Origin of the sequence: Sphingomicrobium lutaoense (assembly GCF_014195685.1) — a bacterium.
Taxonomy (GTDB): domain Bacteria; phylum Pseudomonadota; class Alphaproteobacteria; order Sphingomonadales; family Sphingomonadaceae; genus Sphingomicrobium; species Sphingomicrobium lutaoense.
The window spans coordinates 637,722-661,819 of sequence record NZ_JACICF010000001.1 but is presented as its reverse complement, the minus strand read 5'-3'; the positions used below and the strand labels follow the sequence as shown (position 1 = coordinate 661,819).

At 64.2% G+C, this 24,098-nt stretch carries 27 protein-coding genes and 4 tRNA genes; 5 read left to right on the top strand and 26 right to left on the bottom strand.

The window, feature by feature from the left end; all coding sequences use genetic code 11:
* Positions 1 to 170: 170 nt before the first annotated feature.
* The 3 genes from FHS50_RS03120 to FHS50_RS03110 form a co-directional block, all read right to left on the bottom strand.
* A complete protein-coding gene (locus FHS50_RS03120) occupies positions 171 to 1,787 on the bottom strand; it encodes a BCCT family transporter (RefSeq protein WP_265568938.1) in 1,617 nt (538 codons plus the stop codon).
* 184 nt (positions 1,788 to 1,971) lie between these two features.
* A complete protein-coding gene (locus tag FHS50_RS03115) occupies positions 1,972 to 2,439 on the bottom strand; it encodes a DUF411 domain-containing protein (RefSeq protein WP_246332932.1) in 468 nt (155 codons plus the stop codon).
* Between the two features lie 92 nt (positions 2,440 to 2,531).
* Positions 2,532 to 2,608, bottom strand: a tRNA-Met gene (locus FHS50_RS03110).
* 120 nt (positions 2,609 to 2,728) lie between these two features.
* On the opposite strand from FHS50_RS03110, the gene FHS50_RS03105 reads away from it, so the two are divergent.
* Positions 2,729 to 3,142: a DUF3775 domain-containing protein gene (locus FHS50_RS03105; protein WP_183932916.1), complete on the top strand. Its 414-nt coding sequence runs from the start codon at positions 2,729 to 2,731 to the stop codon at positions 3,140 to 3,142.
* Here the strand turns inward: FHS50_RS03105 and FHS50_RS03100 are convergent.
* On the bottom strand, positions 3,139 to 3,648 hold the full coding sequence (locus tag FHS50_RS03100) for a 2'-5' RNA ligase family protein (protein ID WP_246332930.1): 510 nt from the start codon (positions 3,646 to 3,648) through the stop codon (positions 3,139 to 3,141). The genes FHS50_RS03105 and FHS50_RS03100 overlap by 4 nt on opposite strands.
* Positions 3,649 to 3,782: 134 nt before the next feature.
* Between FHS50_RS03100 and ald the strand changes: the two genes are divergently transcribed.
* Entirely contained in the window at positions 3,783 to 4,889 is a 1,107-nt protein-coding gene (gene ald / locus FHS50_RS03095; RefSeq protein ID WP_183932914.1) for an alanine dehydrogenase, read from the top strand.
* On the opposite strand, the gene FHS50_RS03090 is transcribed toward ald, so the two are convergent.
* The 9 genes from FHS50_RS03090 to FHS50_RS03050 all read right to left on the bottom strand — a co-directional run bounded on the left by FHS50_RS03090 (position 4,871) and on the right by FHS50_RS03050 (position 10,844).
* Complete coding sequence (locus tag FHS50_RS03090; RefSeq protein WP_183932913.1) at positions 4,871 to 5,503, bottom strand: tetratricopeptide repeat protein; 633 nt, start codon at positions 5,501 to 5,503, stop codon at positions 4,871 to 4,873. The genes ald and FHS50_RS03090 overlap by 19 nt on opposite strands.
* Complete coding sequence (locus FHS50_RS03085) at positions 5,500 to 5,910, bottom strand: cytochrome c-type biogenesis protein (RefSeq protein ID WP_183932912.1); 411 nt, start codon at positions 5,908 to 5,910, stop codon at positions 5,500 to 5,502. The genes FHS50_RS03090 and FHS50_RS03085 overlap by 4 nt, the downstream gene beginning before the upstream one ends.
* Positions 5,907 to 6,431 (bottom strand): DsbE family thiol:disulfide interchange protein, encoded by a 525-nt coding sequence (locus FHS50_RS03080; RefSeq protein WP_183932911.1) that lies wholly within the window; start codon positions 6,429 to 6,431, stop codon positions 5,907 to 5,909. The genes FHS50_RS03085 and FHS50_RS03080 overlap by 4 nt, the downstream gene beginning before the upstream one ends.
* Positions 6,425 to 8,362 carry a heme lyase CcmF/NrfE family subunit gene (locus FHS50_RS03075; RefSeq protein ID WP_183932910.1) on the bottom strand — a complete coding sequence of 646 codons (1,938 nt, stop codon included), beginning with the start codon at positions 8,360 to 8,362 and terminating at the stop codon, positions 6,425 to 6,427. Before FHS50_RS03075 ends, FHS50_RS03080 begins: the two co-directional genes overlap by 7 nt.
* Positions 8,359 to 8,796, bottom strand: a complete 438-nt coding sequence (ccmE, locus tag FHS50_RS03070; RefSeq protein WP_322597109.1) for a cytochrome c maturation protein CcmE — start codon at positions 8,794 to 8,796, stop codon at positions 8,359 to 8,361. The genes FHS50_RS03075 and ccmE overlap by 4 nt, the downstream gene beginning before the upstream one ends.
* Positions 8,793 to 8,921 carry a heme exporter protein CcmD gene (ccmD, locus tag FHS50_RS03065; protein WP_183932909.1) on the bottom strand — a complete coding sequence of 43 codons (129 nt, stop codon included), beginning with the start codon at positions 8,919 to 8,921 and terminating at the stop codon, positions 8,793 to 8,795. Before ccmD ends, ccmE begins: the two co-directional genes overlap by 4 nt.
* On the bottom strand, positions 8,918 to 9,646 hold the full coding sequence (gene ccmC / locus FHS50_RS03060) for a heme ABC transporter permease CcmC (RefSeq protein ID WP_183932908.1): 729 nt from the start codon (positions 9,644 to 9,646) through the stop codon (positions 8,918 to 8,920). The genes ccmD and ccmC overlap by 4 nt, the downstream gene beginning before the upstream one ends.
* Before the next feature lie 34 nt (positions 9,647 to 9,680).
* Positions 9,681 to 10,733, bottom strand: a complete 1,053-nt coding sequence (locus FHS50_RS03055; RefSeq protein ID WP_183932907.1) for a Glu/Leu/Phe/Val family dehydrogenase — start codon at positions 10,731 to 10,733, stop codon at positions 9,681 to 9,683.
* A gap of 34 nt (positions 10,734 to 10,767) precedes the next feature.
* Positions 10,768 to 10,844, bottom strand: a tRNA-His gene (locus tag FHS50_RS03050).
* A gap of 76 nt (positions 10,845 to 10,920) precedes the next feature.
* On the opposite strand from FHS50_RS03050, the gene FHS50_RS03045 reads away from it, so the two are divergent.
* A complete protein-coding gene (locus tag FHS50_RS03045; RefSeq protein WP_183933867.1) occupies positions 10,921 to 11,349 on the top strand; it encodes an HIT family protein in 429 nt (142 codons plus the stop codon).
* 94 nt (positions 11,350 to 11,443) lie between these two features.
* On the top strand, positions 11,444 to 12,160 hold the full coding sequence (locus FHS50_RS03040) for a Crp/Fnr family transcriptional regulator (RefSeq protein ID WP_183932906.1): 717 nt from the start codon (positions 11,444 to 11,446) through the stop codon (positions 12,158 to 12,160).
* Positions 12,161 to 12,249: 89 nt separating this feature from the next.
* On the opposite strand, the gene FHS50_RS03035 is transcribed toward FHS50_RS03040, so the two are convergent.
* The 10 genes from FHS50_RS03035 to FHS50_RS02990 form a co-directional block, all read right to left on the bottom strand.
* A tRNA-Val gene (locus tag FHS50_RS03035) sits at positions 12,250 to 12,324 on the bottom strand.
* A gap of 81 nt (positions 12,325 to 12,405) precedes the next feature.
* On the bottom strand, positions 12,406 to 12,681 hold the full coding sequence (locus FHS50_RS03030) for an HU family DNA-binding protein (RefSeq protein ID WP_183932905.1): 276 nt from the start codon (positions 12,679 to 12,681) through the stop codon (positions 12,406 to 12,408).
* Positions 12,682 to 12,827: 146 nt separating this feature from the next.
* Positions 12,828 to 15,227: an endopeptidase La gene (gene lon, locus FHS50_RS03025; RefSeq protein WP_183932904.1), complete on the bottom strand. Its 2,400-nt coding sequence runs from the start codon at positions 15,225 to 15,227 to the stop codon at positions 12,828 to 12,830.
* Positions 15,228 to 15,300: 73 nt separating this feature from the next.
* Positions 15,301 to 15,798, bottom strand: coding sequence for a CPBP family glutamic-type intramembrane protease (locus FHS50_RS03020; RefSeq protein ID WP_183932903.1), 498 nt, complete (start codon positions 15,796 to 15,798; stop codon positions 15,301 to 15,303).
* 12 nt (positions 15,799 to 15,810) lie between these two features.
* Positions 15,811 to 17,094: an ATP-dependent Clp protease ATP-binding subunit ClpX gene (clpX, locus tag FHS50_RS03015; RefSeq protein WP_183932902.1), complete on the bottom strand. Its 1,284-nt coding sequence runs from the start codon at positions 17,092 to 17,094 to the stop codon at positions 15,811 to 15,813.
* Positions 17,095 to 17,287: 193 nt separating this feature from the next.
* Positions 17,288 to 17,674: a J domain-containing protein gene (locus tag FHS50_RS03010; protein ID WP_183932901.1), complete on the bottom strand. Its 387-nt coding sequence runs from the start codon at positions 17,672 to 17,674 to the stop codon at positions 17,288 to 17,290.
* A 79-nt stretch (positions 17,675 to 17,753) separates the two neighbouring features.
* Positions 17,754 to 18,407 carry an ATP-dependent Clp protease proteolytic subunit gene (locus FHS50_RS03005; protein ID WP_183932900.1) on the bottom strand — a complete coding sequence of 218 codons (654 nt, stop codon included), beginning with the start codon at positions 18,405 to 18,407 and terminating at the stop codon, positions 17,754 to 17,756.
* 73 nt (positions 18,408 to 18,480) lie between these two features.
* Positions 18,481 to 19,410: a glycosyltransferase gene (locus tag FHS50_RS03000; RefSeq protein WP_183932899.1), complete on the bottom strand. Its 930-nt coding sequence runs from the start codon at positions 19,408 to 19,410 to the stop codon at positions 18,481 to 18,483.
* A gap of 26 nt (positions 19,411 to 19,436) precedes the next feature.
* Positions 19,437 to 21,008: a trigger factor gene (gene tig / locus FHS50_RS02995; RefSeq protein ID WP_183932898.1), complete on the bottom strand. Its 1,572-nt coding sequence runs from the start codon at positions 21,006 to 21,008 to the stop codon at positions 19,437 to 19,439.
* A 63-nt stretch (positions 21,009 to 21,071) separates the two neighbouring features.
* Positions 21,072 to 21,156, bottom strand: a tRNA-Leu gene (locus FHS50_RS02990).
* Between the two features lie 137 nt (positions 21,157 to 21,293).
* Here FHS50_RS02990 and FHS50_RS02985 point away from each other — a divergent pair.
* The gene (locus FHS50_RS02985) at positions 21,294 to 21,437 is read left to right on the top strand and encodes a hypothetical protein (protein WP_183932897.1); all 144 of its coding nucleotides are present in this window, start codon (positions 21,294 to 21,296) and stop codon (positions 21,435 to 21,437) included.
* Here the strand turns inward: FHS50_RS02985 and FHS50_RS02980 are convergent.
* Genes FHS50_RS02980 through FHS50_RS02970 form a run of 3 tightly spaced genes read right to left on the bottom strand, consistent with a single transcriptional unit; the run spans position 21,434 to position 24,047 of the window.
* Positions 21,434 to 22,054 (bottom strand): hypothetical protein, encoded by a 621-nt coding sequence (locus FHS50_RS02980; RefSeq protein WP_183932896.1) that lies wholly within the window; start codon positions 22,052 to 22,054, stop codon positions 21,434 to 21,436. The two genes, FHS50_RS02985 and FHS50_RS02980, sit on opposite strands and share 4 nt — an antisense overlap.
* Positions 22,051 to 23,274, bottom strand: coding sequence for a M48 family metallopeptidase (locus FHS50_RS02975; RefSeq protein WP_183932895.1), 1,224 nt, complete (start codon positions 23,272 to 23,274; stop codon positions 22,051 to 22,053). Before FHS50_RS02975 ends, FHS50_RS02980 begins: the two co-directional genes overlap by 4 nt.
* On the bottom strand, positions 23,271 to 24,047 hold the full coding sequence (locus FHS50_RS02970) for a hypothetical protein (RefSeq protein WP_183932894.1): 777 nt from the start codon (positions 24,045 to 24,047) through the stop codon (positions 23,271 to 23,273). Before FHS50_RS02970 ends, FHS50_RS02975 begins: the two co-directional genes overlap by 4 nt.
* Positions 24,048 to 24,098 lie beyond the last annotated feature (51 nt).

The window sequence follows — 24,098 nt, the reverse complement described above, 5'->3', positions numbered from 1 at the left end:
CTGACCCCTCCATGTTGCCCCCTCGGCAACCACAGCGGTCGAAGGTCGATGGCCTTACGCTCGCTCCTATGTCGCACCGGATGGATAGCAATGGTTACAGGTCCGGCACAGACCAAATGTTCTATCCCCTTAATGTTCCGGAAAAAAACCGGAATTGTGGTTAATCGGGATCAACGCTCTTCGGGTGGCAAAGGGGTCGCCGGAATGGCCGCATCCATCTCCAGAGCGTATGCGGTCGTGGGAACGCCATGATGCTTGCGCCGGATGTCATAGATCACTGCCTTGACGATCGCCGCGGCGATGAAGGCGATCACCAACGAGAAAGGCAGCGCGCCGATGATCATGGTGATGCGGATCGCGTCGATCCCGCCGAGGATGAGCATACTGCCGACGACGAACGCCAGTGCCGCACCCCAGAAAAGGATGTGCCGCCGCCGCTGCCCCTCGTCGTCGCCCGCGCCGTTGATCGTGTTGACGATCAGGATCGCGCTGTCCGCCGAGGTGACGAGATAGGTAAGGAGAAGGAGAACCACGAGCCCCGAGACGATCATCGCCACTCCGGGGTCGAGCAGCACCGCGAGCGTGGCGAAAAGCTGGTCGGATAGGCCCGCTTCGACGATCCGGCCCGCTGCCGTTCCGCTCAGTTCGAGGTCGATCGCGGTCCCGCCCGCCAGCGCCATCCAGATGAAGCACATCAACGACGGCAGGAGCACCACGCCAAAGATGAATTCGCGGATCGTCCGCCCCTTTGAGATACGCGCGATGAACATGCCGACAAACGGTGCGAATGCGATCCACCATGCCCAGTAGAAGACCGACCAGTCGAGCTGCCAGCGCACCAGGGTCTCGGCCACCGCGCTCCCGTCGGGCCGGAACAGGGTCAGCGTCTTTTCGGGCAAGGTTCGGAGATAATCGTACAGCCCGACGCCCAATAGCTTCAGCCCGAACAGTCCCGATCCCACGATCGCGAACAGTGCGAGCAGCGAGAAGGACAGGCCCATGTTGATGTTCGACAGCCATTTGATTCCCCGCCCCACGCCCGACAGCGCACTCACCGTCGAGGCACCGACCAGCACGAGCAGCGCGGTAATGATCGCTGCCGCCGAGGCCGAGCCGTCACCATCGATCAGCCAGTCTCCCATCCCGATGCGATGCAGGCCCGCGACGAATTGTTCGACCCCGAACCCCATGGTCACCGCCACCCCGAGGATGGTCGCCACCACCGCGACGATGTCGACCAGATGCCCTAGCGGTCCGGACATGGCCGATCCGAACAGCGGCGCGAGGCTCGACCGGATCGTCAGCGGAAGCGCGCGCCGGTAGGCGACATAGGCGATGCCCAGTCCGACCAGCGCATAGGTGCACCAGGCGGCAAATCCCCAGTGGAGGAAGGTATAGACATAGGCAGGTCGCACCGCCTCGTCGCTCAGGGCTTCGACCTCGCCGCGGATGATATCGGGGCTGTTGGCGAAATGCGCCATCGGCTCGCCGGTCGAATAGGTCAGCATCCCGATCCCGATCCCTGCTCCGAACAGCATCGCGAACCAGGATGCGCGGGAGAATTCGGGCCGGTCGTCGGGCGCGCCCAGCCGCAACCGACCCGACTGGGGAATGATCGCGACGAGAAAGCAGACCAGCATCAGCGCCGCGACCAGATAGACATACCAGCCCGAGAAGGTCGCGATGATGGTCGAATTGGCGGCGCTCAACGTATCGTTGGCATGGACCGGAAAAAAGATGGCCCACATGATGATCAGCGAAACGATCACCTTGGAGGTGATGGTCACCTCGCGGCTGAAGCCATGGTAGAAACCGCGTTCCGCCGTCGAAATCGGCAGGTCGACTAGGGGTGGATCGATCGGACCGTCGGACTTGATGGCACTGCTCCCTCGGATTGCACGTGCAAGTGCAACGAGCGAGCCCCCCAAAGAGGTCCGAACGGCGTAAGGGCCGCGCCCGGGCGGCCCTTTCCTAACGGGCGATCAGCCGGCCACCCTCGAAGCGCGCGAAGACGCTCGCGCCCTTCTCGCCGAACGCGACCACGTCATAGGTCTGCTCGCGGCCCGGGACTTCCATGCCGGGCGAACCGAGTGGCATCCCCGCCACCGCCAGCCCGCGCACGCCCGCAGGCCGCTCCTTCAGAAGCAGCTTCACCGCTTCGGCAGGCACATGACCCTCGATGACATAACCATCGACGATCGCGGTATGGCAGGACAGAAGATCCTGCGGCACGCCATGACGCGCCTTCACTTCCATCATGTCGGGACTGTCGACCGCCTTCACCTCGGTTTCCATGCCCTTTTCGAAATGCGCCGCCCATTTGAGGCAGCAACCGCATCCCGCGTCGCGGAACATGGTCACCTCGACCGCCTGCGCAGCAGTCGAACAAGCGGCAAGAAAGGCAAAGGACAGCATCACGCTGCGACGGAAACTGGTCATGACGGATCCCTGGATCTGAGAAAACTCGTCCCTACCCAGCCACACCAACCCTGTCACTCCGCTGAACACAGCGCTTCATCGATATCGGAAAATGGTAGCGGAGGAGGGACTTGAACCCCCGACACGCGGATTATGATTCCGCTGCTCTAACCAGCTGAGCTACTCCGCCCCAAAAGGCTGCGGACGGGCCTATACGGTCGCCTCGCAGGCGCGTCAATCGGGCTTGTGGAACCGGCGCCCTTTCTTCTCGTTCCCCCAACGATACCCTGCGCAGAAAGGCTCCGCTGACATGGAATTCGCGACCCCGATCGACACGCTTTGCCGCATCATCATCCGCGCCCGCGAATATGAAGCGCAGGTCCCCACCAATTATGACGGCGATGAATCGCCCGACAATGTCGACGGCGACGACGAGGACGAGGCCTATTCGGTCCTCGACGACGACATCAACACCAGTGTCGAGGAAGAGCTGGCGGGCATCATCGACGACCTCGCCGAAGACCAGCAGGCCGAGGTGATGGCGTTCGTACTCGTCGGCACGGGCGAATATGACGCCAGCGACTGGGAAGAGGCGCTCGAGGCCGCGGGCGAGGAAAGCCACATCACCGACACGCTGATGGAAACCCCGATGCTCGCCTCGGTACTCGAAACGGGAATGGCCGCCTTCGACCTCAATTGCGACGGCGTCGGCTCGATCAGCTAGCCCGCCCCGCGAAAGCTCCAGCTGCCGATTTCCTCCCACGGCCCGCCAAGATAGCGGTGCAGCGACAAACCCGTGATCGACAATGGCCGAGGCTCGAACGGCGCCTGCTTCGCCTGAAGTAGCGCCTTCGCCTCCTTGGGCTCGACCTTGTTCTGGATGGTGACGTGCGGCCGCCACCCGCCCGCATCCTGCGCGCTCAACAGGCCGTGGAAAGCCTCGGCGATTTCCTCGCGGATTGCCTCGAGCGCAGGGGAGCGCACGCGATAGGCCACTCCCCGCCCCAGCGAATAAAGCTCGCTTATCCGCGCCTCGGGCGGCGGCTCGCTCGCGGCGATGCGCTTCAACAGGCCCACCGCTTCGGCTTCGCTGCTGGGCGGCAGGGCGTGAAACATGGTAAGATGCGCGGGCAGATGGTTGCGCTCGGGCGGAAAATGGGCCTGCCGCTCGGCGGTCAGCCAGCCGGCATCGCCATTGCCGAGCCGCGCGGTGACGATCAATGCGCTCATCTGCCTGTCCTCGCTCGCTGGCCCCCGATGGAACCCGGCGGGTAGCATCGCGGCGAGCGGGTCGCAATCGAGGCGACAAAGCGGCGCCTTGGGGCTATAGCCCCGCCCGAATCAAATTGTCGGAGAGCTTTTCCATGCGCGTAGGCGTTCCCAAGGAAATCAAAAATCATGAATATCGCGTGGGTCTCACCCCCACCTCGGTGGCCGAACTGGTCAATCATGGCCACACCGTCATCATGGAAAGCAATGCCGGCGCAGGCATCGACTTTCTCGACGAGGATTATGTCGCGGTCGGCGCCCAGATCGTCGAAACCGCGAAGGAAGTCTTCGCCGAAAGCGACATGATCGTGAAGGTGAAGGAGCCCCAGCCCGAAGAAATCGCGATGCTGGAGCCGCGCCACACGCTCTACACCTATCTCCACCTCGCGGCGGACAAGCCGCAGACCGAAGGCCTGATGAAATCGGGCGCGACCTGCATCGCCTATGAAACGGTCACCTCGCCCGCGGGCACCCTCCCACTCCTCAAGCCGATGAGCGAAGTCGCGGGCCGCATGTCGGTCCAGGTCGGTGCCCATTATCTCGAAAAGGAACAGGGCGGCCGCGGCGTGCTGCTCGGCGGCGTCCCGGGCGTCAATCCGGGCAAGGTCGTGATCTTCGGCGGCGGCGTCGCGGGCGTGAATGCCGCGATGATGGCGACCGGCCAGCGCGCCGATGTCACCATCTACGACATCAATCCCGACCGTCTCGCCGAACTCGACCTGCACTTCGGCAGCACCATCAAGACCCAATATGCCTCGAAGCGCGCGATCGAACGCGCGGTCCGCGAAGCGCATCTGGTGATCGGCGCGGTGCTCGTGCCGGGCGCCGCCGCGCCCAAGCTCGTCACCCGCGAAATGCTTTCGACGATGAAGCGGGGCGCGGTGATGGTCGACATCGCGATCGACCAGGGCGGCTGTTTCGAAACCTCGCGCGCCACCACCCATGACGATCCCGTCTACGAAGTCGACGGCGTCATCCATTATTGCGTGGCGAACATGCCGGGCGCGGTCGCGCGGACGAGCACTTTCGCGCTCAACAATGCCACTCTTCCCCACGCGATCCAGATCGCGAACAAGGGGCCGATCCAAGCGATGAAGGACGATCCCCACCTCGCCAACGGCCTCAATGTCTCGGATGGAAAGGTCCGCCACAAGGCCGTGGCCGACACGTTCGACGATATCGACTACGAACCGCTGTTCTGATCGGCCGGGGCATCGCTGCTGAAGGTGGCGATGCCCTGCACGATCAGCGGATAATATCCGGCGCGCTCGGGCGTTTCCAGTTGCAGCGCCCGCCATGTCGCCAGGGCTTCCTCGACTTCGCCCGACCGGGCCTGCGCCAGCGCGCGGAAGAAGCGCGGCCCGGGATGCTCGGGCGCCAATGCCTCGGCACGCGCGAAAGCCAGCCGCGCGGCGGGATTGATCCCTCCGCCATGATCGGTGAGCGCATTGCCGTAGAGCGTCCACAGCGCGAAATTGCGGGGGCTGTCCCTGACCGCCGAGCCCAATATGCCCGCGGCCTTTTCGGTGTCCCCGCGCGACGCATAGCTTTCGGAAATGATCGCCCATTGGTCGGTGCTGTTGAAGCGCCCGAAAAAGGCGTGCCGCGCACCCGTCAGCGGCATCGGCGGGCGCGCCTGGTCGCTGGCAGTGCGCGGATCGCCGCCCAGCGACGGACGCCCCTCGAGCGCATAGCCCGCGCCGGCGAAGGCCAGCGCGGCAGCGACCATGGTAAGCGCATTGCCGCGCACCTTCATCAGCCACAACAGGCCGAGGACGATCGCCGCGACCGTCAGAAGGATGAGGAAACCGGTCATGGGCGCGGCCTCCGGAAGCGTCGCCGCACCATCCATCCCGCGATCAGCAGCAGGAGGACGGGCGCAAGGTAAAGCGGCCAGAAGATCGGCCGCTCGGGCGCGGGGCGATAGCTCACCCACTCGCCATAACGCTCGATAAGATAGTCGCGGATTTCGGCAGGGCTTTCGCCGCGCTGGATACGTTCGCGCACGAGGTGGCGCATGTCGCCCGCCATGTCGGCGTCGCTGTCGGCGATCGACTGCCCCTGGCAGACGAGACAGCGCAATTCCTCCATCAGCGCGGCGGCCCGCGCTTCCTGCCCGGCGTCCTCCAGCTGGCGATTGGCATAGTCGGCGGGGGCAAGGCTGCCCTGCGCCGCCAACGGCAGCGACAGTCCCAGTCCGATGACGAACAACAGCTTCCTCATCGCGCTTCCTCCCACGCCGCCCTTAGCGCCGGAAGGTCGGCGGGCATCAGCGGGCCCTGGTGATGGTAACGGATGACGCCTCGGCCATCGACGATGAAGGTCTCGGGCACGCCCGATGCGCCCAATGCGATCATCGCTTCGCTGCGCGGATCGTTACCCAGCCGCTCGAACGGGTCGCCATGCTCGTCGAGAAAGGCGAGGATGTCCGAAGGCCGGTCGCGCACCGCGATACCGTCGATCGGCACGCCTTCCCCGGCCAGTGCATCGAGCAGCGGCGCCTCGGCCTTGCAGGGCAGGCACCAGCTCGCGAAGATATTGACGAGGCGCGGCCCCTCGCTTTGCGCAAGGTCCGCCGACGACAGGCCGGGCTTGCCCTCGATCGCAGGCTCAAGCGCGAAGGCGGGAACAGGCTGCCCCACCAGCTTGCTTCGCACCTGTTCCTCGCGCTCGGCGGTCAACGCCCAGATGGCGATCCCGACGAAGGAGAGAAGAAGGAGGAGGGGGAGAAAGCGTCTTACCATGCGCGCCGCTCCCGATAGCCGCTGCCCGCGAGGCGCCGGCGACGGCGCCATTCGCCCCACCAGCGCCCGATGAGCGCGATGAGACCGCCCAGCGTAACCAGAAAGCCGCCCAGCCAGATCAGCGTCACCAGCGGCTTCCACCACAGCCGAAGCTGCCAGCCCTCGCTTTCGCTCCCCTGCCCGATCACCGCATAGAGCTGCCCGTCCCAATCGGTCGCCAGCGCCGCTTCGCTCGTCTGCGTGGGCGGCGAGGAAAAATATCGCGACTGGGGCTTGAGCAATACCGGCCCCGACCCGCGGCTCGCGCGCAATTCGGCTTCGACCGCGGTCCAATTGGGTCCGGCGACGGGCCGCGTGCCCTCGAACTCCATGGTCCATGGCCCCACCTCGATCTGCTCGCCAGGCCGGGCCAGCACCAGTCGCTCCTTGGTGAAACCGCTCTCGGCGGCCATCCCCGCGAGCAGGACGGCGAGGCCGAGATGCGCCACCACCATGCCGGTGATCGGCGCGGGCGTGCGCAGCAGGTTGCGCCCCCACAAGGGCGCGAGGCTCGCCAGCGCCAGGCCCGGCGCGATCGACAGGCCGAGCCGTTCGAGGATGGTGAGGTTCCAGCCGAGGAGGAAAGTGATGACCAGCATCGCCGCGCTCAGCAGCAGCCCGGCGATCCCGAGCGGCGAGAAAAGCGGCCCGCCGCGCCGCCAGCGCAGCTTCGGTCCGACGAACAGGAGAAGCGCGAGGATGAGCGCCAGCGGCCCGATCACCGTGTTGAAATAGGGCGGCCCGACCGAGATCTGCTCGCCCATCGCCTCGGCGAGGATGGGATAGAGCGTCCCGATGAAAACCAGCGCGAGAATGACCGAGAGAAGGAGGTTGTTCGCCACCAGCGCGCCTTCGCGGCTCACCGGCTCGAAGGGTTCGCTGTCGCGCACATGGCCGATCTTCCACCCGAAGATGAGCAGCGCGGCACCGATATAGAAAGTCAGCAGGAACAGGATGAAGGCGCCCCGCTCGGGATCGACCGCAAAGGCATGGACCGAGGTAAGGATGCCCGACCGCACGAGGAAGGTGCCGACCATCGACATGGAAAAGCCGATGAGCGCGAGCATCATCGTCCAGGCCTTGAGCGCGTTGCGCGCCGCCAGCACCCCCACCGAATGCAAGAGCGCGGTCGCCGCGATCCAGGGCATCAGCGAGGCATTCTCGACCGGGTCCCAGAACCAGTAGCCGCCCCAGCCCAGCTCGTAATAGGCCCAATAGCTTCCCGCGAGGATGCCCGCCGTAAGGAAGATCCAGCTACCCAAGACCCAGGGCCGCATCGCGCGCGCCAGCGCGCTTCCCACGCTCCCCGTCAGCATCGCCCCCACCGCCAGGCTGAACGCCACCGACAGGCCGACATAGCCGAGGTAGAGCGTAGGCGGATGGAAGGCGAGGCCCGGGTCCTGCAACAGCGGATTGAGCCCCTTGCCTTCGACCGCCGAGGGATTGAGCCGCTCGAACGGATTGGAAGAAAGGAGCAGGAAAGCGAAGAAGCCAATGCCGATCGCTGCCTGCGCGGCGAGCGACGCCGCCATGGTGCGCGCTTCGAGCCTTTTCTCGAACGCAGCAAACAATGCCCCCGACCCTGTCAGCACGGTCAGCCAGAGGAGCATCGAACCTTCATGGTTCCCCCACGCCCCGGCGATCTTGTAGAGAAGCGGCTTGGCCGAATGGCTGTTGGCCGCGACCAAGGCGACCGACAGGTCGGTCCGCCAGAACAGCCAGATGAGTGCCGCGAAAGCCGTCACCACCAGCAGCGCCTGGATCGCGGCAATCGGCCGGATCGCCCGGCTGATCGCCTGTTCGCCGCGCAGCGCGGCCACGCCCAGTCCCAATTGCATCAGGCACAGCGCCGCGGCCAGCCACAGCGCGCCATGGGCGAATTCGGCGATCATCGCTCGAGCGTCTCGCCCGCCGCCTGCGCCTTTTCCAAGGGCGGCGGCATGTAGCGCTCGTCATGCTTGGCAAGGATCGTGTCGGCAAGAAACCGCCCGTCGGCGCCCAGCCGCCCCTCGGCCACCATCCCGCTCCCCTCGCGGAACAGGTCAGGCAGGATACCGGTGTAGGAAACTTCCACCACGTCGGCCCCCGACACCGCCTCGAAGCTAACCGTCACACCGTCCGGCTTGCGATCCAGCGACCCCTCGCGAACCATCCCGCCCAGTCGCAGCGGCACCCCCGCCTCGACCTTGCCCGCGACAATGTCCGACGGCGTCACGAAATAGGCCGCCCGGCTTTCGAGCCCCCACAGGGCAAGCAACGCCGCCCCGCCCAGCGCCACCAGCGCCGCGACGACCAGCACCAGCCTCTGTTGCTTGGGCCGCATCATCGCCGCTTCAATTCCTCCGCGCGCTTCTCGAACCGCCGCATCCGGACGAAAGCGACGAGCAGCAGCAGCGCCGTTCCCCCGAGGGTCAGGCCATAGGCCGCGATGATGAAGGGCCAATGGTTCACCGCTGCCCCTCCGCCTGGCGGCGCAACCGCGCCTCGACCCGTCCCCGAGCCAGCTCCGCACGCATGAACATCAGCACCGCCGCCGCGAACAGCAGGGTGAAGCCGCCCGCCGTCAGCGGCAGTGGCCAGAACAATTCTTCCGCTATGCTGCTTTCGCCGCGAACGAAGCTGATCGACTGCCCCTGGTGGAGCGTGTTCCACCACAGGACCGAATAATGGATCACCGGCAGGATCGCGGTCCCGGCAATCCCGAAGATCGCCGCGATCCGTCCCTCGCCGCCGCGCTCGCGGTCGGCATCGGCAAGCGCGATATAGGCGAGGTAGAGAAAGAAAAGGATCAGCATCGAGGTCAGCCGCCCGTCCCATTCCCACCAGGTCCCCCAGGTCGGGCGTCCCCAGATCGATCCGGTGGCAAGGCACAGCGCCGCAAAGACCGCACCAACAGGGGCCGTTGCCTGGGCCGCGACAAAGGCCAGCGGATGGCGCCAGACGATCTGGGCGATGCTCGCCGCGGCAAGTCCGCTCCAGCCCGCCATCCCCAGCCAGGCGGCAGGCACATGGACGTAGAGGATCCGCGCGCTATCGCCCTGGAGATAGTCGGGCGGCGTGATGAACAGGCCGCCGTAGATGCCCGGAACAAGCAAGAGCAGGCCGAGCGACAGGCAGACCCACGTCGCGGGTCGCGCGAACTTCAGGAAGCGGGTCGGATTGGCGAAGCGGTGCATGGGCCCTGCCTGTTAGACGCTTGGCCCCGACTTGTCAGGCCCGGCCGATCAGGCGCTGGGCCATCGCGTCGGCGACCGCCGCGGGATCGCGGCCCGAGGACTGGCTTTCGTCCCAAATCTGGTCGAGTCGGCCCGGGATCGCGGCGATGCGCTGCTGGACCAGTTCGGGGCCGCCATCGTCGAGATATTCGGTCGAGACGTTGATGATGCCGCCGGCGTTGATCACATAATCGGGGGCATAGAGAATATCGCGCGCCTCGAGCCGCTGGCCGTCTTCGGGCGTGGCGAGCTGGTTGTTTGCCGCCCCGGCGATCACCGGCACCTTCAGCGCCGCGATCGACGCCTCGTTGAGGATCGCTCCCAGCGCGCAGGGGCTGAGCACATCGGCTTCGACGGTGAGGATTTCGGCAGGATCGACGATCGTCGCGCCGGTCTGCGCGGCCAATTCCTCGACTCGAGCCTGATTGATGTCGGCAATCGACAGCTTCGCGCCCTCCTCGGCGCAATGGCGGGCAAGATGGCTCGCCACGCTTCCCGCACCCTGGATCGCGATGTGCACGCCATCGAGATTGTCCTTGCCCAGCTTGCGCTTCACCGCCGCCTTGAGGCCGAGGAATACGCCGAGCGCGGTGTGCGGGCCCGGATCGCCGCCGACTTCGCCCGCTTCGTCCACCGGGAGGCCGGCAACGAAATCGGTTTCGCGCGAAATGGCGATCATGTCCTGCACGCTCATCCCGACATCCTCGGCTGTGACATAATTGCCGCCAAGCCGGTCGACCGCACGGCCGAAAGCCGCGAGCATCTCGGGCGTCTTGGTGCGCGCCTCGTTGGCGAGAATGACCGTCTTGCCGCCACCCAGCGGCAGCCCCGCCATCGCATTCTTATAGCTCATCCCGCGCGACAGGCGCAGTGCGTCGGTCAGCGCAGCCTCGTCCTCGGCATAATGCCAGAAGCGGGTGCCGCCCGCCGCGGGGCCCAGATGGGTCGAGTGCAGCGCGATGATCGCGCGCAGTCCCGTCGCCTCGTCGGTGACGAAATGCACGGCTTCATGATTGTCGAACGCGGGGGTGTCCCAAAGACTGGTCATGAGCGGGGATGTTTCCGGATCTGTTGCAAGAGAATGGGGCGACCGACGGGACTTGAACCCGCGACCCCCGGTACCACAAACCGGTGCTCTAACCAGCTGAGCTACGGTCGCCACTCCAGCCTGTTGCCAAGCTGCGCGAGGCTCTTAGGGTCGCTCGACGACAAACGCAAGCAAGGGTTCGGCAATGATCAACGAAACCATCGAAAAATTCGGCTATCCCGATACGCTCATCAGGGAATATCGCCACTGGATGCTTCTCCTGCGGCCCGCCCAAGTAACTTTGGGCTCGATGGTGCTTGCCGCCAAGTCCGACGCCACCCGCCTTCATCAAATTTCGCCCGAGGCCTTTTCAGAGCAGCATGAAATCATTAGCGACGTCGAAAGATTGCTTGATGCGCATGTCGCGCCGCAGAAAATCAACTATCTGATGCTGATGATGGTGGATCCCCACGTCCATAGTCATGTCATCCCGCGTTATGAGGGATCGAGGCAATTCGCCGGTCTTGATTTCGAAGATCATGGCTGGCCCGGGCCTCCGGACCTCGGAAAAGCGGTAAAGATGGAAAAAACTGTGGCAAGACAAATCATTAATGCTTTTCAAGCTGATCTATGTTAATGTTGAGATGAGGCAACGCGGGATGTTTGCCGATGACATTCATGCCCGTTGCAGGCAATGATCGGGGAAGGCAGCAAAGACAGTGAGTCGAACTATGGCACGCGGAGACAATGGCGTGGACCTCAAGGCTACCCTGATAAAGGTTGGCCTGGACGAAGAGTCCGCCGAGGCCCTGGCCGCTATTCCGCACAAGACGGTCCAGGTGGACCCCCGGCGTGCATTTCGGGAACCCGGCAGCCCGCGCGACGAAGTGATGTTCGTGCGCTCCGGCATCCTGTGCAAATATAAATCGGACGGAAGCGGGAGGCGCCAGATCGTCTCGCTCCGTTTTCCCGGTGAAGGTATCCTGCCTTCGCCGTCCAACGCCGACTATGGCCTGCAGGCCATCGTCCGTTCCGAAGTGATGGTGGGCAAGGCGGAGGATTTCTATCCGATCGTCCAGGCCAACCCGGCGATCAATCCCTTCCTCTTCCGGCTGGTCCAGCGCGAAGCCTCGATCAGCCATGAATGGCTGCTCAATTGCGGGCGGCGGGACTCGGCGACTCGCGTGGCCCATTTCCTTTGCGAAGTGGCGGCGCGCACGGGCGTCGACGGGGTCGAGACCCCGCTCAAGATGCCCTTTACCCAACAGCAGATCGCCGACATCACCGGCCAGACCTCGGTGAACGTCAACCGTGTCTTCGCCGATCTCGAACGGCGCAAGCTCATCCGGCGCGAGGGACGCACCATCTTTTTCCTCGATCCGGTCGAACTGCAGCGCGTCGGCAGCTTCAACCCGAGCTACCTTCTCGGGCAGACCAGCTTCACCTGATCGCCTTCAAAAACGAAAAATGGCGCAGCGGACCCTAGTCCGTCTGCGCCAATTTTTTTTCCGATGTTCATCGCCCGCCGACGGGCCGATGGTGGGCGCGGCAAGGATTGAACTTGCGACCCCACCCGTGTGAAGGGTGTGCTCTACCACTGAGCTACGCGCCCGGTCCGTTTGCACCGGTCGGCGGCCATTAAGCGAGGCTTTGAAACTTGTCCAGCCCGCGCCTTGGGTCCGCGATGAAATGCTTATTTCTGGACGGCGTCCTTGAGGACCTTGCCCGGCCGGAATTTCGGCTGCATCGACGCCTTGATCTGCATGGGCTCACCCGTGCGAGGATTGCGGCCCGTGGAGGCCTTACGCTGCGTTACCGAGAAATTACCAAAACCTACAAGACGCACTTCGTCGCCCCGCTTCAGGGTCGACGTAATCACTTCAAGCATCGTCTCGATCGCCCTGCTCGCATCGTTGCGGCTCAGGCCCGCGCGGTCTGCTACTTCGCCAATCAGCTCCTGCTTGTTCATTCCCTGCTCTCCCGCCTAAGCGCCGCAAAGGACTCGCGGCCTCTTCGAGTCTCGAAAGGCGCCTTTAAGGCAAACCTGTCGAGCGAAGTCTAGGGCAGCCTATCGCAATTCCCTGAAAAAATCGCTGATCGCCGTCCCAAATCGGTTCAATGGCGGATTGGCGCCCCGTCATCGCTGCCCGTGGGCGAAACCAGCGGCTCGGTGGAAAGCTCGTCGGCGTCACTCCATTCGATCGCGGTCATCGGCTGGGTGAGGGCCAGCGCCAGCACCTCGTCGACATGCGACACGGGCACGATCTTGAGTTTGTCCTTCACGTTGGCGGGGATCTCGGCGAGATCCTTTTCATTCTCCTGCGGGATGAGGACAGTCTTGATCCCGCCGCGCAGCGCCGCGAGCAGTTTCTCCTTGAGGCCGCCGATCGGCAGCACCCGCCCACGCAGCGTCACTTCACCGGTCATCGCGATGTCGCGCCGGACCGAAATGCCGGTGAGGGTCGAGATCATCGCGGTCACCATCCCGATGCCCGCCGAGGGGCCGTCCTTCGGGACCGCGCCTTCGGGCAAGTGGATATGGATGTCCTTGCGCGCGAAGATCGACGGCTTCACGCCATAGGAAGGCGAACGCGCCTTCACGAAGCTCATCGCCGCCTGGATCGATTCCTGCATCACTTCGCCAAGCTTGCCGGTGGTCTTGATCTGGCCCTTGCCCGGCACCGTGACCGCTTCGATGGTGAGCAGTTCGCCGCCCACTTCGGTCCAGGCCAGACCGGTGACTGCGCCGATCTGGTCCTCTTCCTCGCTGATCCCGTAGCGGTATTTGGTGACGCCCAGATAGTCGCCGACATTGTCGGCGCCCAGCACCACCTGCTCGGCCTTCTTTTCGAGGATGCGGCGAAGCGCCTTGCGCGCCACCTTGGCAAGCTGGCGTTCGAGCGTCCGCACCCCGGCTTCGCGGGTATAATGGCGGATCATCGCGCGCAGCCCCTCGTCGGCAAACTCAAGTTCGCCGTCCTTGAGGCCATGGGCTTCCATCTGCTTGGGGATGAGGTGCCGCTTGGCGATCTCGACCTTCTCGTCCTCGGTATAGCCTTCGAGGCGGATGATCTCCATCCGGTCGAGCAGCGGCTGGGGCATGTCGAGCGAGTTGGCGGTCGTCACGAACATGACGTCCGACAGGTCATAGTCGAGTTCGAGATAATGGTCGTTGAACTTCGAATTCTGCTCGGGGTCGAGCACCTCGAGCAGCGCCGACGCAGGATCGCCGCGGAAGTCCTGTCCCAGCTTGTCGATCTCGTCGAGCAGGAACAGCGGATTGTTGGTCCCCGCCTTCTTCAGGTTGGACACGATCTTGCCCGGCAGCGAGCCGATATAGGTACGGCGATGGCCGCGGATCTCGGCTTCGTCGCGCACGCCGCCGAGGGACTGGCGAACGAATTCACGACCCGTCGCGCGTGCGATCGAGCGGCCAAGCGAAGTCTTGCCCACGCCCGGCGGTCCGACGAGGCACAGGATCGGCCCCTTCAGCTTGTTGGTGCGCGCCTGCACCGCGAGATATTCGATAATCCGTTCCTTGACCTTTTCCAGACCATAATGGTCCTCGTCGAGGATCGCCTCGGCCTCGGCAATGTCGCGCTTGAGGCGGCTCTTCTTGCCCCAGGGCAGGCCAAGCAGGATGTCGAGATAGTTGCGCGCCACGGTGGCCTCGGCGCTCATCGGCGCCATCGCCTTCAGGCGCTTCAGCTCGGTCTCGGCCTTCTGGCGCGCTTCCTTGGACAGGCGCGTCTTGCGGATCTTCTGCGCCAGTTCCGGCAGCTCGTCGCCGCCTTCGGCATCATCGCCCAATTCGCGCTGGATCGCCTTCAGCTGCTCGTTGAGATAATATTCGCGCTGCGTCTTCTCCATCTGCCGCTTCACGCGGCTGCGGATCTTCTTCTCGACCTGAAGAACGCCCAATTCGCCTTCCATGAAGGCGAAGACCATCTCGAGCCGCTTGCCGGGATCGAGTTCACCGAGGAGCGCCTGCTTGTCGGCAACCTTGACTGACAGCGCCGAGGCGACCGCGTCGGCAAGCACCGAGGGGTCGTCAATGTCGCCCAGCTGGACGGTGGTTTCCGCGGGCAGCTTTTTGTTGAGCTTGGCATAATTCTCGAACTGGTCGAGCACCGAACGCATGAGCGCCTGCACTTCGGTCCCTTCGGCGGGCTGGACATCGACCAGCTCGACCTCAGCCTGCGTATATCCGTCCTTCTCGTGCAAGGCGACCAGCCGGGCGCGCTGCGCGCCTTCGACGAGCACACGTACTGTTCCGTCGGGCAGCTTCAACAGCTGCATCGCGGTCGCGACCACGCCAAGATCATACATGGCATCGCGATCGGGATCGTCGTCCGCCGGATCGAGCTGGGCGACGAGGAAAAGCTTCTTGTCGACTTCCATCGCAGCCTCGAGCGCGGCGACGCTTTTCTCGCGGCCGACGAAGAGAGGGACGATGCGCTGGGGAAAGACAACGATGTCGCGCAGCGGAAGGATCGGATAGAATTCAGTAGGCATGGGCACCATATGGGAGGCCGCCCTTCCCTGTGCAACCGGATATTAGGCGGATATCAGATCGGCATCGGCCCGATCAGAGGCCGAGCAGCAATACCATCGCCGGAAGGCTGTTCTGCATCGCGTGGGTGAGCGCGGGCACCGCGAGCGCCCATCCCCATCCGCGTTGCCGCCAGACGACGAATTGCACCGAGAAGATGAGGAAGGGCCACCAGATGACCAGTCCCCAAGTCGGCGCGGCCATGCTGTGCGCGACGCCCCAGCCGATCGCGCTCAGGATGACGGCGGGCAGCGGTTTCATGAATTTGAGGAGGATCGCCAGCACGCCGGCCATGATCAAGGTCTCGACCAGCGGGGCGAAGACGACCAGCAGAAAGAAGCCGTGCGCGCCCTCGACGCCTTCGAAATCGGGCGGCGCGGCCGCGGGGAAGACAAGCTGGGCGATGGTCGCGAGTGCGAGCGAGCCGCCCAGCGCCAACAGCCAGGCCGCGGGAATCGCCAGCCAAGGCCGCTCCGCGCGTCCGAGGAGCGCGGGCAGCCGTGGCAGCGGCGGCTTGTTGCTGGCTTGAGTCAACCGACGGACCTTTTAGGCAGCGTCGCCGCTGGCGGCCGATTCCTTGTCCTTCTTGGCATAGACGCGCACCGGGTCCTTGCGGCCCGCGACGACATCGCCATCGACATGCACTTCGTCCACGCCTTCCATCGAGGGCAGGTCGAACATGGTGTCGAGAAGGATGCCTTCGAGAATCGAGCGCAGACCGCGCGCACCCGTCTTGCGCTCGATCGCCTTGCGGGCAACCGCGCTCAGGGCGTCGTCGGTGAAGACCAGCTCGACATCTTCCATGTCGAACAGCTTCTGATACTGCTTCACCAGCGCGTTCTTCGGCTCCTTGAGGATCATTACGAGGGCGTCCTCGTCCAGATCCTCGAGCGTTGCGATGACCGGCATACGACCGATGAATTCGGGAATGAGGCCGAATTTCATCAGATCCTCGGGCTCGGTATGCTTGAGCGTCTCGCCCACCCGCTTTTCCTCGGGCGCGGCGACATGGGCGCCAAAGCCGATCGACTTGCCTTCGAGGCGGTCGCCGATGACTTTTTCTAGCCCCGCGAACGCACCGCCGCAGATGAACAGGATGTTGGTGGTGTCGACCTGCAGGAATTCCTGCTGCGGATGCTTGCGCCCGCCCTGCGGCGGCACGCTGGCAGTAGTGCCTTCCATCAGCTTGAGGAGCGCCTGCTGCACGCCTTCGCCCGACACGTCGCGCGTGATCGAGGGATTGTCCGACTTGCGGCTGATCTTGTCGATTTCGTCGATATAGACGATCCCGCGCTGCGCCTTGTCGACATTATAGTCCGAGGCCTGGAGCAGCTTGAGGATGATATTCTCGACATCCTCGCCGACATAACCCGCTTCGGTGAGCGTCGTGGCATCGGCCATGGTGAAGGGCACGTCGAGGATCCGCGCCAGCGTCTGCGCGAGCAGCGTCTTGCCGCAGCCCGTCGGGCCAACGAGCAGGATGTTCGACTTCGCCAGTTCGACATCGTTGCCGTTCTTCTGGCCGTGATTGAGGCGCTTGTAATGGTTGTGGACCGCCACCGACAGGACGCGCTTCGCCTGCGACTGGCCGATCACATAGTCATCGAGCACCTCGTTGATTTCCGCGGGCGTGGGCACGCCGTCGCGCGTCTTGACCAGCGAGGACTTGGTTTCCTCGCGGATGATGTCGTTGCACAGCTCGACGCACTCGTCGCAGATGAACACGGTCGGGCCCGCGATGAGCTTGCGAACCTCGTGCTGCGACTTGCCGCAGAAACTGCAGTAGAGGGTCGACTTGCCGTCGCCATTGCCGCCTTGAAGCTTGGTCATACTCGTCCTTCTTGCGGGCCAGATCGGGGCCCATTCTTCGCCCCCATGCTATACCCTAATTCTAGAGAGGCAATGCTGGATGAAGCGTTAATGATCCGCCCAGCCGCCAAATCGTTGAAATCCCATATGGAAGCGCACCGGCCAAATGCCAAGGGCCGTCATTGTCCCCGCCCCTCTTTGAGACGCTTTTTGGTTAAGGCAGGCTCCACCAGACGGCGTAGAGGAACGGCGAAAAGAGCAGGAGCGTGAGGAACAGGAGCCAGAAAATCGCGATCGGATTGAGATAGACTGGGCGAGCGACCCGCACGGGCCGCGGCGACTTCGCCGCGCTCCGCCGTGCCGGGAGATGACCACCCGCCTGCTCGATCCGCGCCTTCAGCATCCGGTCGTAGGCGGCCCTGCGTCCCGGGTCCGACAGGATGCCATAGGCCTCGTTGAGCCGCCCGGCATGATCGCCATCGGCGCGCTCATCGCCGCTGTCAGGATGGAAGCGGCGCATCTGCGCATGATAGGCGCGCTTGATCTCGACGCGGCTCGCGCCGGGCGAAAGACCGAGAAGGGCATAGAGATTGGTGTCCATCGCCCTCCCCTTATAACGCACAAACGCGCCCCGCGTCACATCGGACGCGAGGCGCGTGATGGCTTGCCCGAACGGCGGATCAGGACGGAGTGACGTCGCCCGCGCCGGTATCCTTGTCCTCGCCCTGTTCGGGACGCTTGTCGAATACCTGGTCGATGAGACCGAATTCCTTGGCCTCGTCGGCTTCCATGAACTTGTCGCGGTCCATCGCCGCTTCGATCTTGTCGATCGGCTGGCCGGTATATTCCGCATAGAGCGCATTGAGACGCGACCGGATGCGCAGGATTTCCTTGGCCTGGATCTCGATATCGGCGGCCATGCCCTGCGCACCGCCCGAGGGCTGGTGGACCATGATGCGCGCATTAGACAGAGCGACGCGCATCCCGGGCTCGCCCGCGGCAAGAAGGAAGCTGCCCATCGAGGCGGCCTGCCCGATGCAGACCGTGCCGACGCGCGGGCGGATATATTTCATGGTGTCATGGATCGCCATGCCCGCCGTGACGACGCCGCCCGGCGAGTTGATGTACATGAAAATGTCCTTCTTCGGATTTTCCGATTCCAGGAACAGGAGCTGCGCGGTGATCAGCGCGGCCATGCCATCTTCGACCGGACCGGTGATAAAGATGATCCGTTCGCGCAACAGGCGCGAGAAAATGTCGAAAGAACGTTCGCCCCGGTTCGACTGTTCGATGACGATGGGAACGAGGGCGTTCGTAATATCTTCGTGATCCATGAGAGGTCCTTGTGTTTGGTCTGGCTCCAACATCGGGAAATTTTCGCGCCGTTCAACCCGGACCTTCGAAAATTCACCGATCGGCTGGGGAGCCGGGTGCCGGTTGGGCAAGATAGGCGATACGCCGGACTTCGCGGCGCTGGCGCGTGATCGCCGAGATGATCAATCCGGCGAAGAAGGTCAGCACCGCGACGATGGTCATCCCGGTCACCAGCACGGCGGTCGGGAAGCGCGGCACGAGGCCGATCTGGAAATAGGTGATGAACAGCGGGATGGCGATGAGGATCGCCGCCAGCTGGATCGTCGCCGCCGCCGTCCCGTAGAATGCGCGCGGCTGCTCGACGCGGAAGAGCGTCCCGATGGTGCGAAGGATGCGCCAACCGTCGCGAAAGGTGGACAGCTTGGATTCGGAGCCCTCGGGGCGGGCGCCATAACGCGTCGCGACCTCGCCCACCGGCATCCGGAGCTCGAGCGCATGGACGCTCATCTCGGTCTCGGTCTCGAAACCCTCGGAGAGCGCCGGAAAGCTCTTGGCATAGCGGCGCGAAAAAGCGCGGTAGCCCGAGAAGATGTCGGAAAAGCTGCGACCGAATAGCCAGGACAGAAGATTGGTGAACAGCCGGTTGCCGAGCACATGGCCGCCGCGATAGGCGTCCTTGGCGTCGTGGTGGCGCGTGCCCACGACCATGTCGAGCTGTTCGTCCCACAGCTTGCGCACCATCTCGGGTGCGGCGGTGGGATCATAAGTCAGGTCGCCATCGGCCATGACATAGACGTCGGCGTCCACGTCGGCGAACATGCGGCGAACCACATTGCCCTTGCCCTGCTGGGTAACGCTGCGGACGGTTGCGCCCGCCGAGCGGGCGATCTCGACCGTGCGATCGGTCGAGGCATTGTCGAAGACGTAGATGCGTGCATCGGGGAGGGACTGGCGGAAACCGGCGATCGTTTCGGCGATCGCCGCTTCCTCATTGTAGCAGGGCAATAAAACCGCAACCTGCATGATGCCCCTCCCCCGATGCCTATCGCCTATTTCGTCTTGGCGGGTGCCTTCTTCTTGGCGTCCGCCTTCTTGGCCGGAGCCTTCTTAGCAGCCGGTTTCTTAGCAGCCGGTTTCTTTTCGGCGCTTTTCTTCGCAGCCGGCTTTTTGGTCTCGGCCTTCTTGGCGTCGTCCTTCTTGGCAGCGGCCTTCTTGGCCGGCGCCTTCTTCGCCGCCGGCTTCTTGGCCGCGCCCTTCTTGGCGGGCTTCTTGGCCTTTTCGGCTTCGGCGTCGTCCTCGGCCTCGATCGCTTCTTCCAGTTCCTTGCGGGTCACGGTGCGATCGGTGATGTCAGCCTTGTCGAACAGGAAGTCGACGACCTTGTCCTCGTAAAGAGGTGCGCGAAGCTGCGCGGCGGCCATCGGGTTCTCCTGGACATATTTGAAGAACTGCTGCTGCTGCTCGGGCGGATACTGCTGGGCAGCCTGGGCAACCAGGCGGTTCATTTCCTGGCTGCTGACTTCGACGCCATTGGCTTGGCCGATTTCCGAGAGAAGCAGGCCGAGGCGCACGCGACGTTCGGCAATCGCCTTGTAATCGTCGGCATCGGCCTCGATTTCCTTCAGCGCGGCTTCGCTGTCTTCCTCATGGCTCGCTTCGTGGCGAAGCTGGTTCATGATGTTTTCATATTCCGCTTCGACCATCGAGGCGGGTACTTCGAAATCATGGCTGCCGGCCAGCTGGTCGAGCAGCTTGCGCTTCATGTGGGTGCGCGTCAGGCCATTGAGTTCCTGCTGCGCCTGGTCGCGGACCAATTCCTTGAGCTGATCGAGGTCCTTCAGACCCATGTTGGTCGCGAACTCGTCGTCAATCTTGGTCTCGTCTTCGACTTTGACCGCGGTCACCTTGACGTCGAAGGTCGCGGCCTTGCCCTTGAGATTTGCCGCCGGATAATCCTCGGGGAAAGTCACTTCGATGGTCTTCTCGTCGCCTTTCTTGACGCCCATCAGACCATCTTCGAAGCCCGGGATCAGACGACCCGAACCCAGTTCGACTTCCATGCCTTCGCCGGTGCCGCCTTCGAAGGCTTCACCGTCGACCTTGCCGACGAAGTCCATGACCACGAGGTCGCCCTTGGCGGCCTTCTTGGTCTTGGGCGCGTCCTTCCAGCTCTTCTGCTGCGAAGCGATCTGCTTGATGCGCGCTTCGACATCCTTCTCGGCGACGTCCACGGTCAGACGCTCGAGTTCGAGGCCGTCGATTTCGGGTGCCTCGATATTGGGCAGCGCCTCGAGCGAGACGGTGATCACGGCATCCTTGCCATGCTCATAGCCTTCGCCCAGCGAGACTTCGGGCTGCATCGCGGGACGCAGCTTGTTGTCGGCCAGCACCTTCTGCACCGCTTCCTGCACCGTGCTGTTGAGCGCCTCGGCCTGCAGGGATTCGCCATGCATCTTGCGGATGAGGTTGGGGGGAACCTTGCCGGGACGGAAGCCGGGCATCCGCACCTGCGGCGCGATCTTCTTCACCTCGGCATCGACCCGCGCCTCGATTTCCTTGGCGGGGATAGTGATTTCATAGGCCCGCTTGAGGCCCTTGTTTTCCGTCTCGACGGTCTTCATGTCTTGCGTCGTTCCCGTTCGATAAAAATTCATGTTCCGGAGCGCCCAGCCACGGTCCGGCCGTGGTGCGCGCGGAGGGAATCGAACCCCCACATCTTTCGATACTGGTACCTAAAACCAGCGCGTCTACCAGTTCCGCCACGCGCGCGTGTACGCTCCTCGAAGGTGGGCGGCCTATAACAGGCCATGCAGCAGGGGCAAGCCATCAAAGGGAAAAAAGCGGGCAGCTTCACCGGGATGGCGGCCAATCGTGCAACCCGCGGGGCAGTCGCCGGTTGGTGGCCCATGGCAAGTAAACCTCCCATTCCGCCCGTCGGCCCGCACCCCGATCCCGACCCGCGCCCGGTACCGGGCCGCCGCCCCGATCCCGACCGCCCGCCGCGCGTCCCCGGTGAACCCGAGCGCCCGCCCGAGCCCGATCCGGTCTAGGTCAGCCGGGCGCTCTGCACCATCGCCTCGAAATCGGGCAGCGCCTCGTCGAAATAATGCTGGCGCGTGCCTTCGAGCAGGATGAGGTAGAGCCGCCCTTCGACGATCGCGCCCACCGCTCGGCCGCGCCGCCACAGTTCGTCTCCGCCCAGATAGTCGAAATCGAACTGGAAGCCGGGATGGCCAAGGAATTGCCGCGGCTTCAGACCGGTCTGCTCGAACTGCAGCGCCCCGCCTCGCGCGCGGTAATAGCTCTCGAGCATCGAGGCGATTTCGGGCGGGGTCATGCGCGCGTCGAACTTGGGCACCTGCCGAATGTCGCGCTTGCGCTGGTAGACGATTGCCCTGCCGTCCTTGAGGCCGCTGACGAAACTGAGCGTGTCGAGATAGGGGCCGTTCAGCGTCCAGTCCTCGACTTCGCGCACATCGGTGAAGAGCCGGCGGGTGCCAAGCCGGTTCCAAGCGCGCGGCGGCGTGACCGCCAGGCGGTCCGAGCCGACCTTATATTCGCGCCCCTCTTCGGCGAGGCGGAAGATATTGCCGCCAAGGCCGGGGCCTGCCGCACAGGCCGACAGCGACGTCGCCACGGCGACGATGAGGACAAGACGCTTGATCATTCCATTCCTCCCGCCATCGCGCGGATCATTTCCGCGTCGGGCGCATCGGGCGCCAGCATGAGATAGCGCCGCAGGGCATCGGCGGCTTCGACATTGCGGCCTTCGCGGTGAAGCGCGATGCCGTGCCAGCGCCACGCCTCGGGCGGCACGTCGGGATAGAGCGTCGCGGTGGCATAGCCGCGCGCCGCGCGCTGGAAATCGCCGGGCCGGCCGCGCAATCGCCAGATCTCGGCCTCGCTGAAACGAAGCTGGCCGTTCCAGCCATCTTCGGCGAGCGTCTCGACCACATATTGGCTCGCGCCGGGATCGTTGAGCTTGACCTGGTCCTCGAGCATCCAGCGCCGCGCTTCGCCCAGGGCGGCGTCATATTGCTCGCGCCCGCGCGCATAGTCGCGTCCCTCGATCCGAAGCTCCTTGGCGCTCACGGTCAGGTCCTTCATGCGGCGCTCGGGGCTTGGATGGGTGCCGAACATGGCGAAGCGCCGCTCGCGGTTTCGCCCGCGATAATGGGCCGACTGGTCGAGTTCGGCGATCAATTGTTGCCAGGTCTCGGGCATCACCATCGGGTCATAGCCCGCCTCGGCAAGAAGCCGCGCGCCCATCGCGTCGGCCTCGGCTTCCAACTCGCGGCTGTAGGACAGGATCGACATGATCGTTGCGAAACGGCCCAATTGCATGAGATCGCCCATATAGGTGCCCGTCACGCCACCGACCGCGCCCGCTCCCATCGCCAGCAGGGCGAAAATGTCGCTCTTTCGCTTCACGCTGCGCCACTGGCGGATCTGGTGCTTGCGAAGGAAATGCGCACTTTCATGCGCGATCACCCCGGCAAGCTGAGCTTCATTCTTCATCCGGAGAAGGAGGCCCGAGAAAAAGACCGTGAAGCCCGTCGGGAACATCATCGCGTTGAATTCGGGGATGCGCGCCAGATAGATGCGCATGTCCCCGGCGGCAGGCCCGCCAACCTTGGCGATGAGCCCGCGCAGATAAGCATTGAGGTCCGGGTCATCGACCAACAGGTTCGAGCCTGCGATTTCCTCCTCGACCCGCTCCATCTCCTCCCACATCGAACGTTCGTCGAGGTCGGTGGGGCGATAGCCGGGGCCGATGAGCGGCTCCATGTCGCGCGGCAGGACACGCGCTTGCGCGCTCCCGGTGACGAGCGCGGCCGCACCGAGCGCTCCGCTGCCCATCAGCATCTGGCGTCGGTCGAGGATCATCGGCTCTCTCCCTGGCCCGCCTTGCGCATCGCCTTGCCGGGTTTCATCCGACCCAGCAGCCGCTCGACCATCTGGTCGGCGCCCTCGCGGGTGCGGATGTCGCCGAACTTCACTCCCGCGACCTGGCTTCCGGTAGTGAGGATGTTGAACCACACCACTTCGCCGGTCCGCAGATCGACGAGGCTGGCATAGGCAAGCTGCCCACCGCCCCCCATGGTTGGCGCGCAAAATCCGATGAAACAGCCCGCCACCCCCAGCACCTGGAGCGCGGCGCGGCCCGACCCGACAATGCGATCCTCGGCATGGAGGAACAGCGCATAGTCATGGCCGGTCTTGCGCCCCAGTTCGAGCGCACCTTCACCCAGCGTATAATCAAGCCCCTGCCCCCGCTTGTTGGGAAGCCGGTAGCCATAATAATGATGCAGCGCGATCGAATTGCCGACCGCCGAATGCAACCGTTCGAGCGAAGCCACTTCTTCGGGCGAAACTCCCGGCAGGTCATCGCGCGTGGCAACGATCCGCACTTCTCCGCCGCGCTCGGCCTGCTGCGCCCGCAGGGCGTCGATGACATGGCCCCGCGCGGTCTCGGTCCAGTCGGCGCGCGGCTCGACCACTCCTCCGGCCGAGACGCTCCCGACCGAGACGTCGGGCCTCATCACGAGAAGGCTATAGTCGCCCTGCGGCGGAAGGAATTGGGGATCGGCGAACTGCCTTGTCGACACGCAGGCCGTCAGGCTCAACATCAGCATCAGCGCGATAGACAACTGGCGCATCGGCTTTCTCCAGCATGGATCGGACCGGCGCTATCCTACGCGAATAAAACG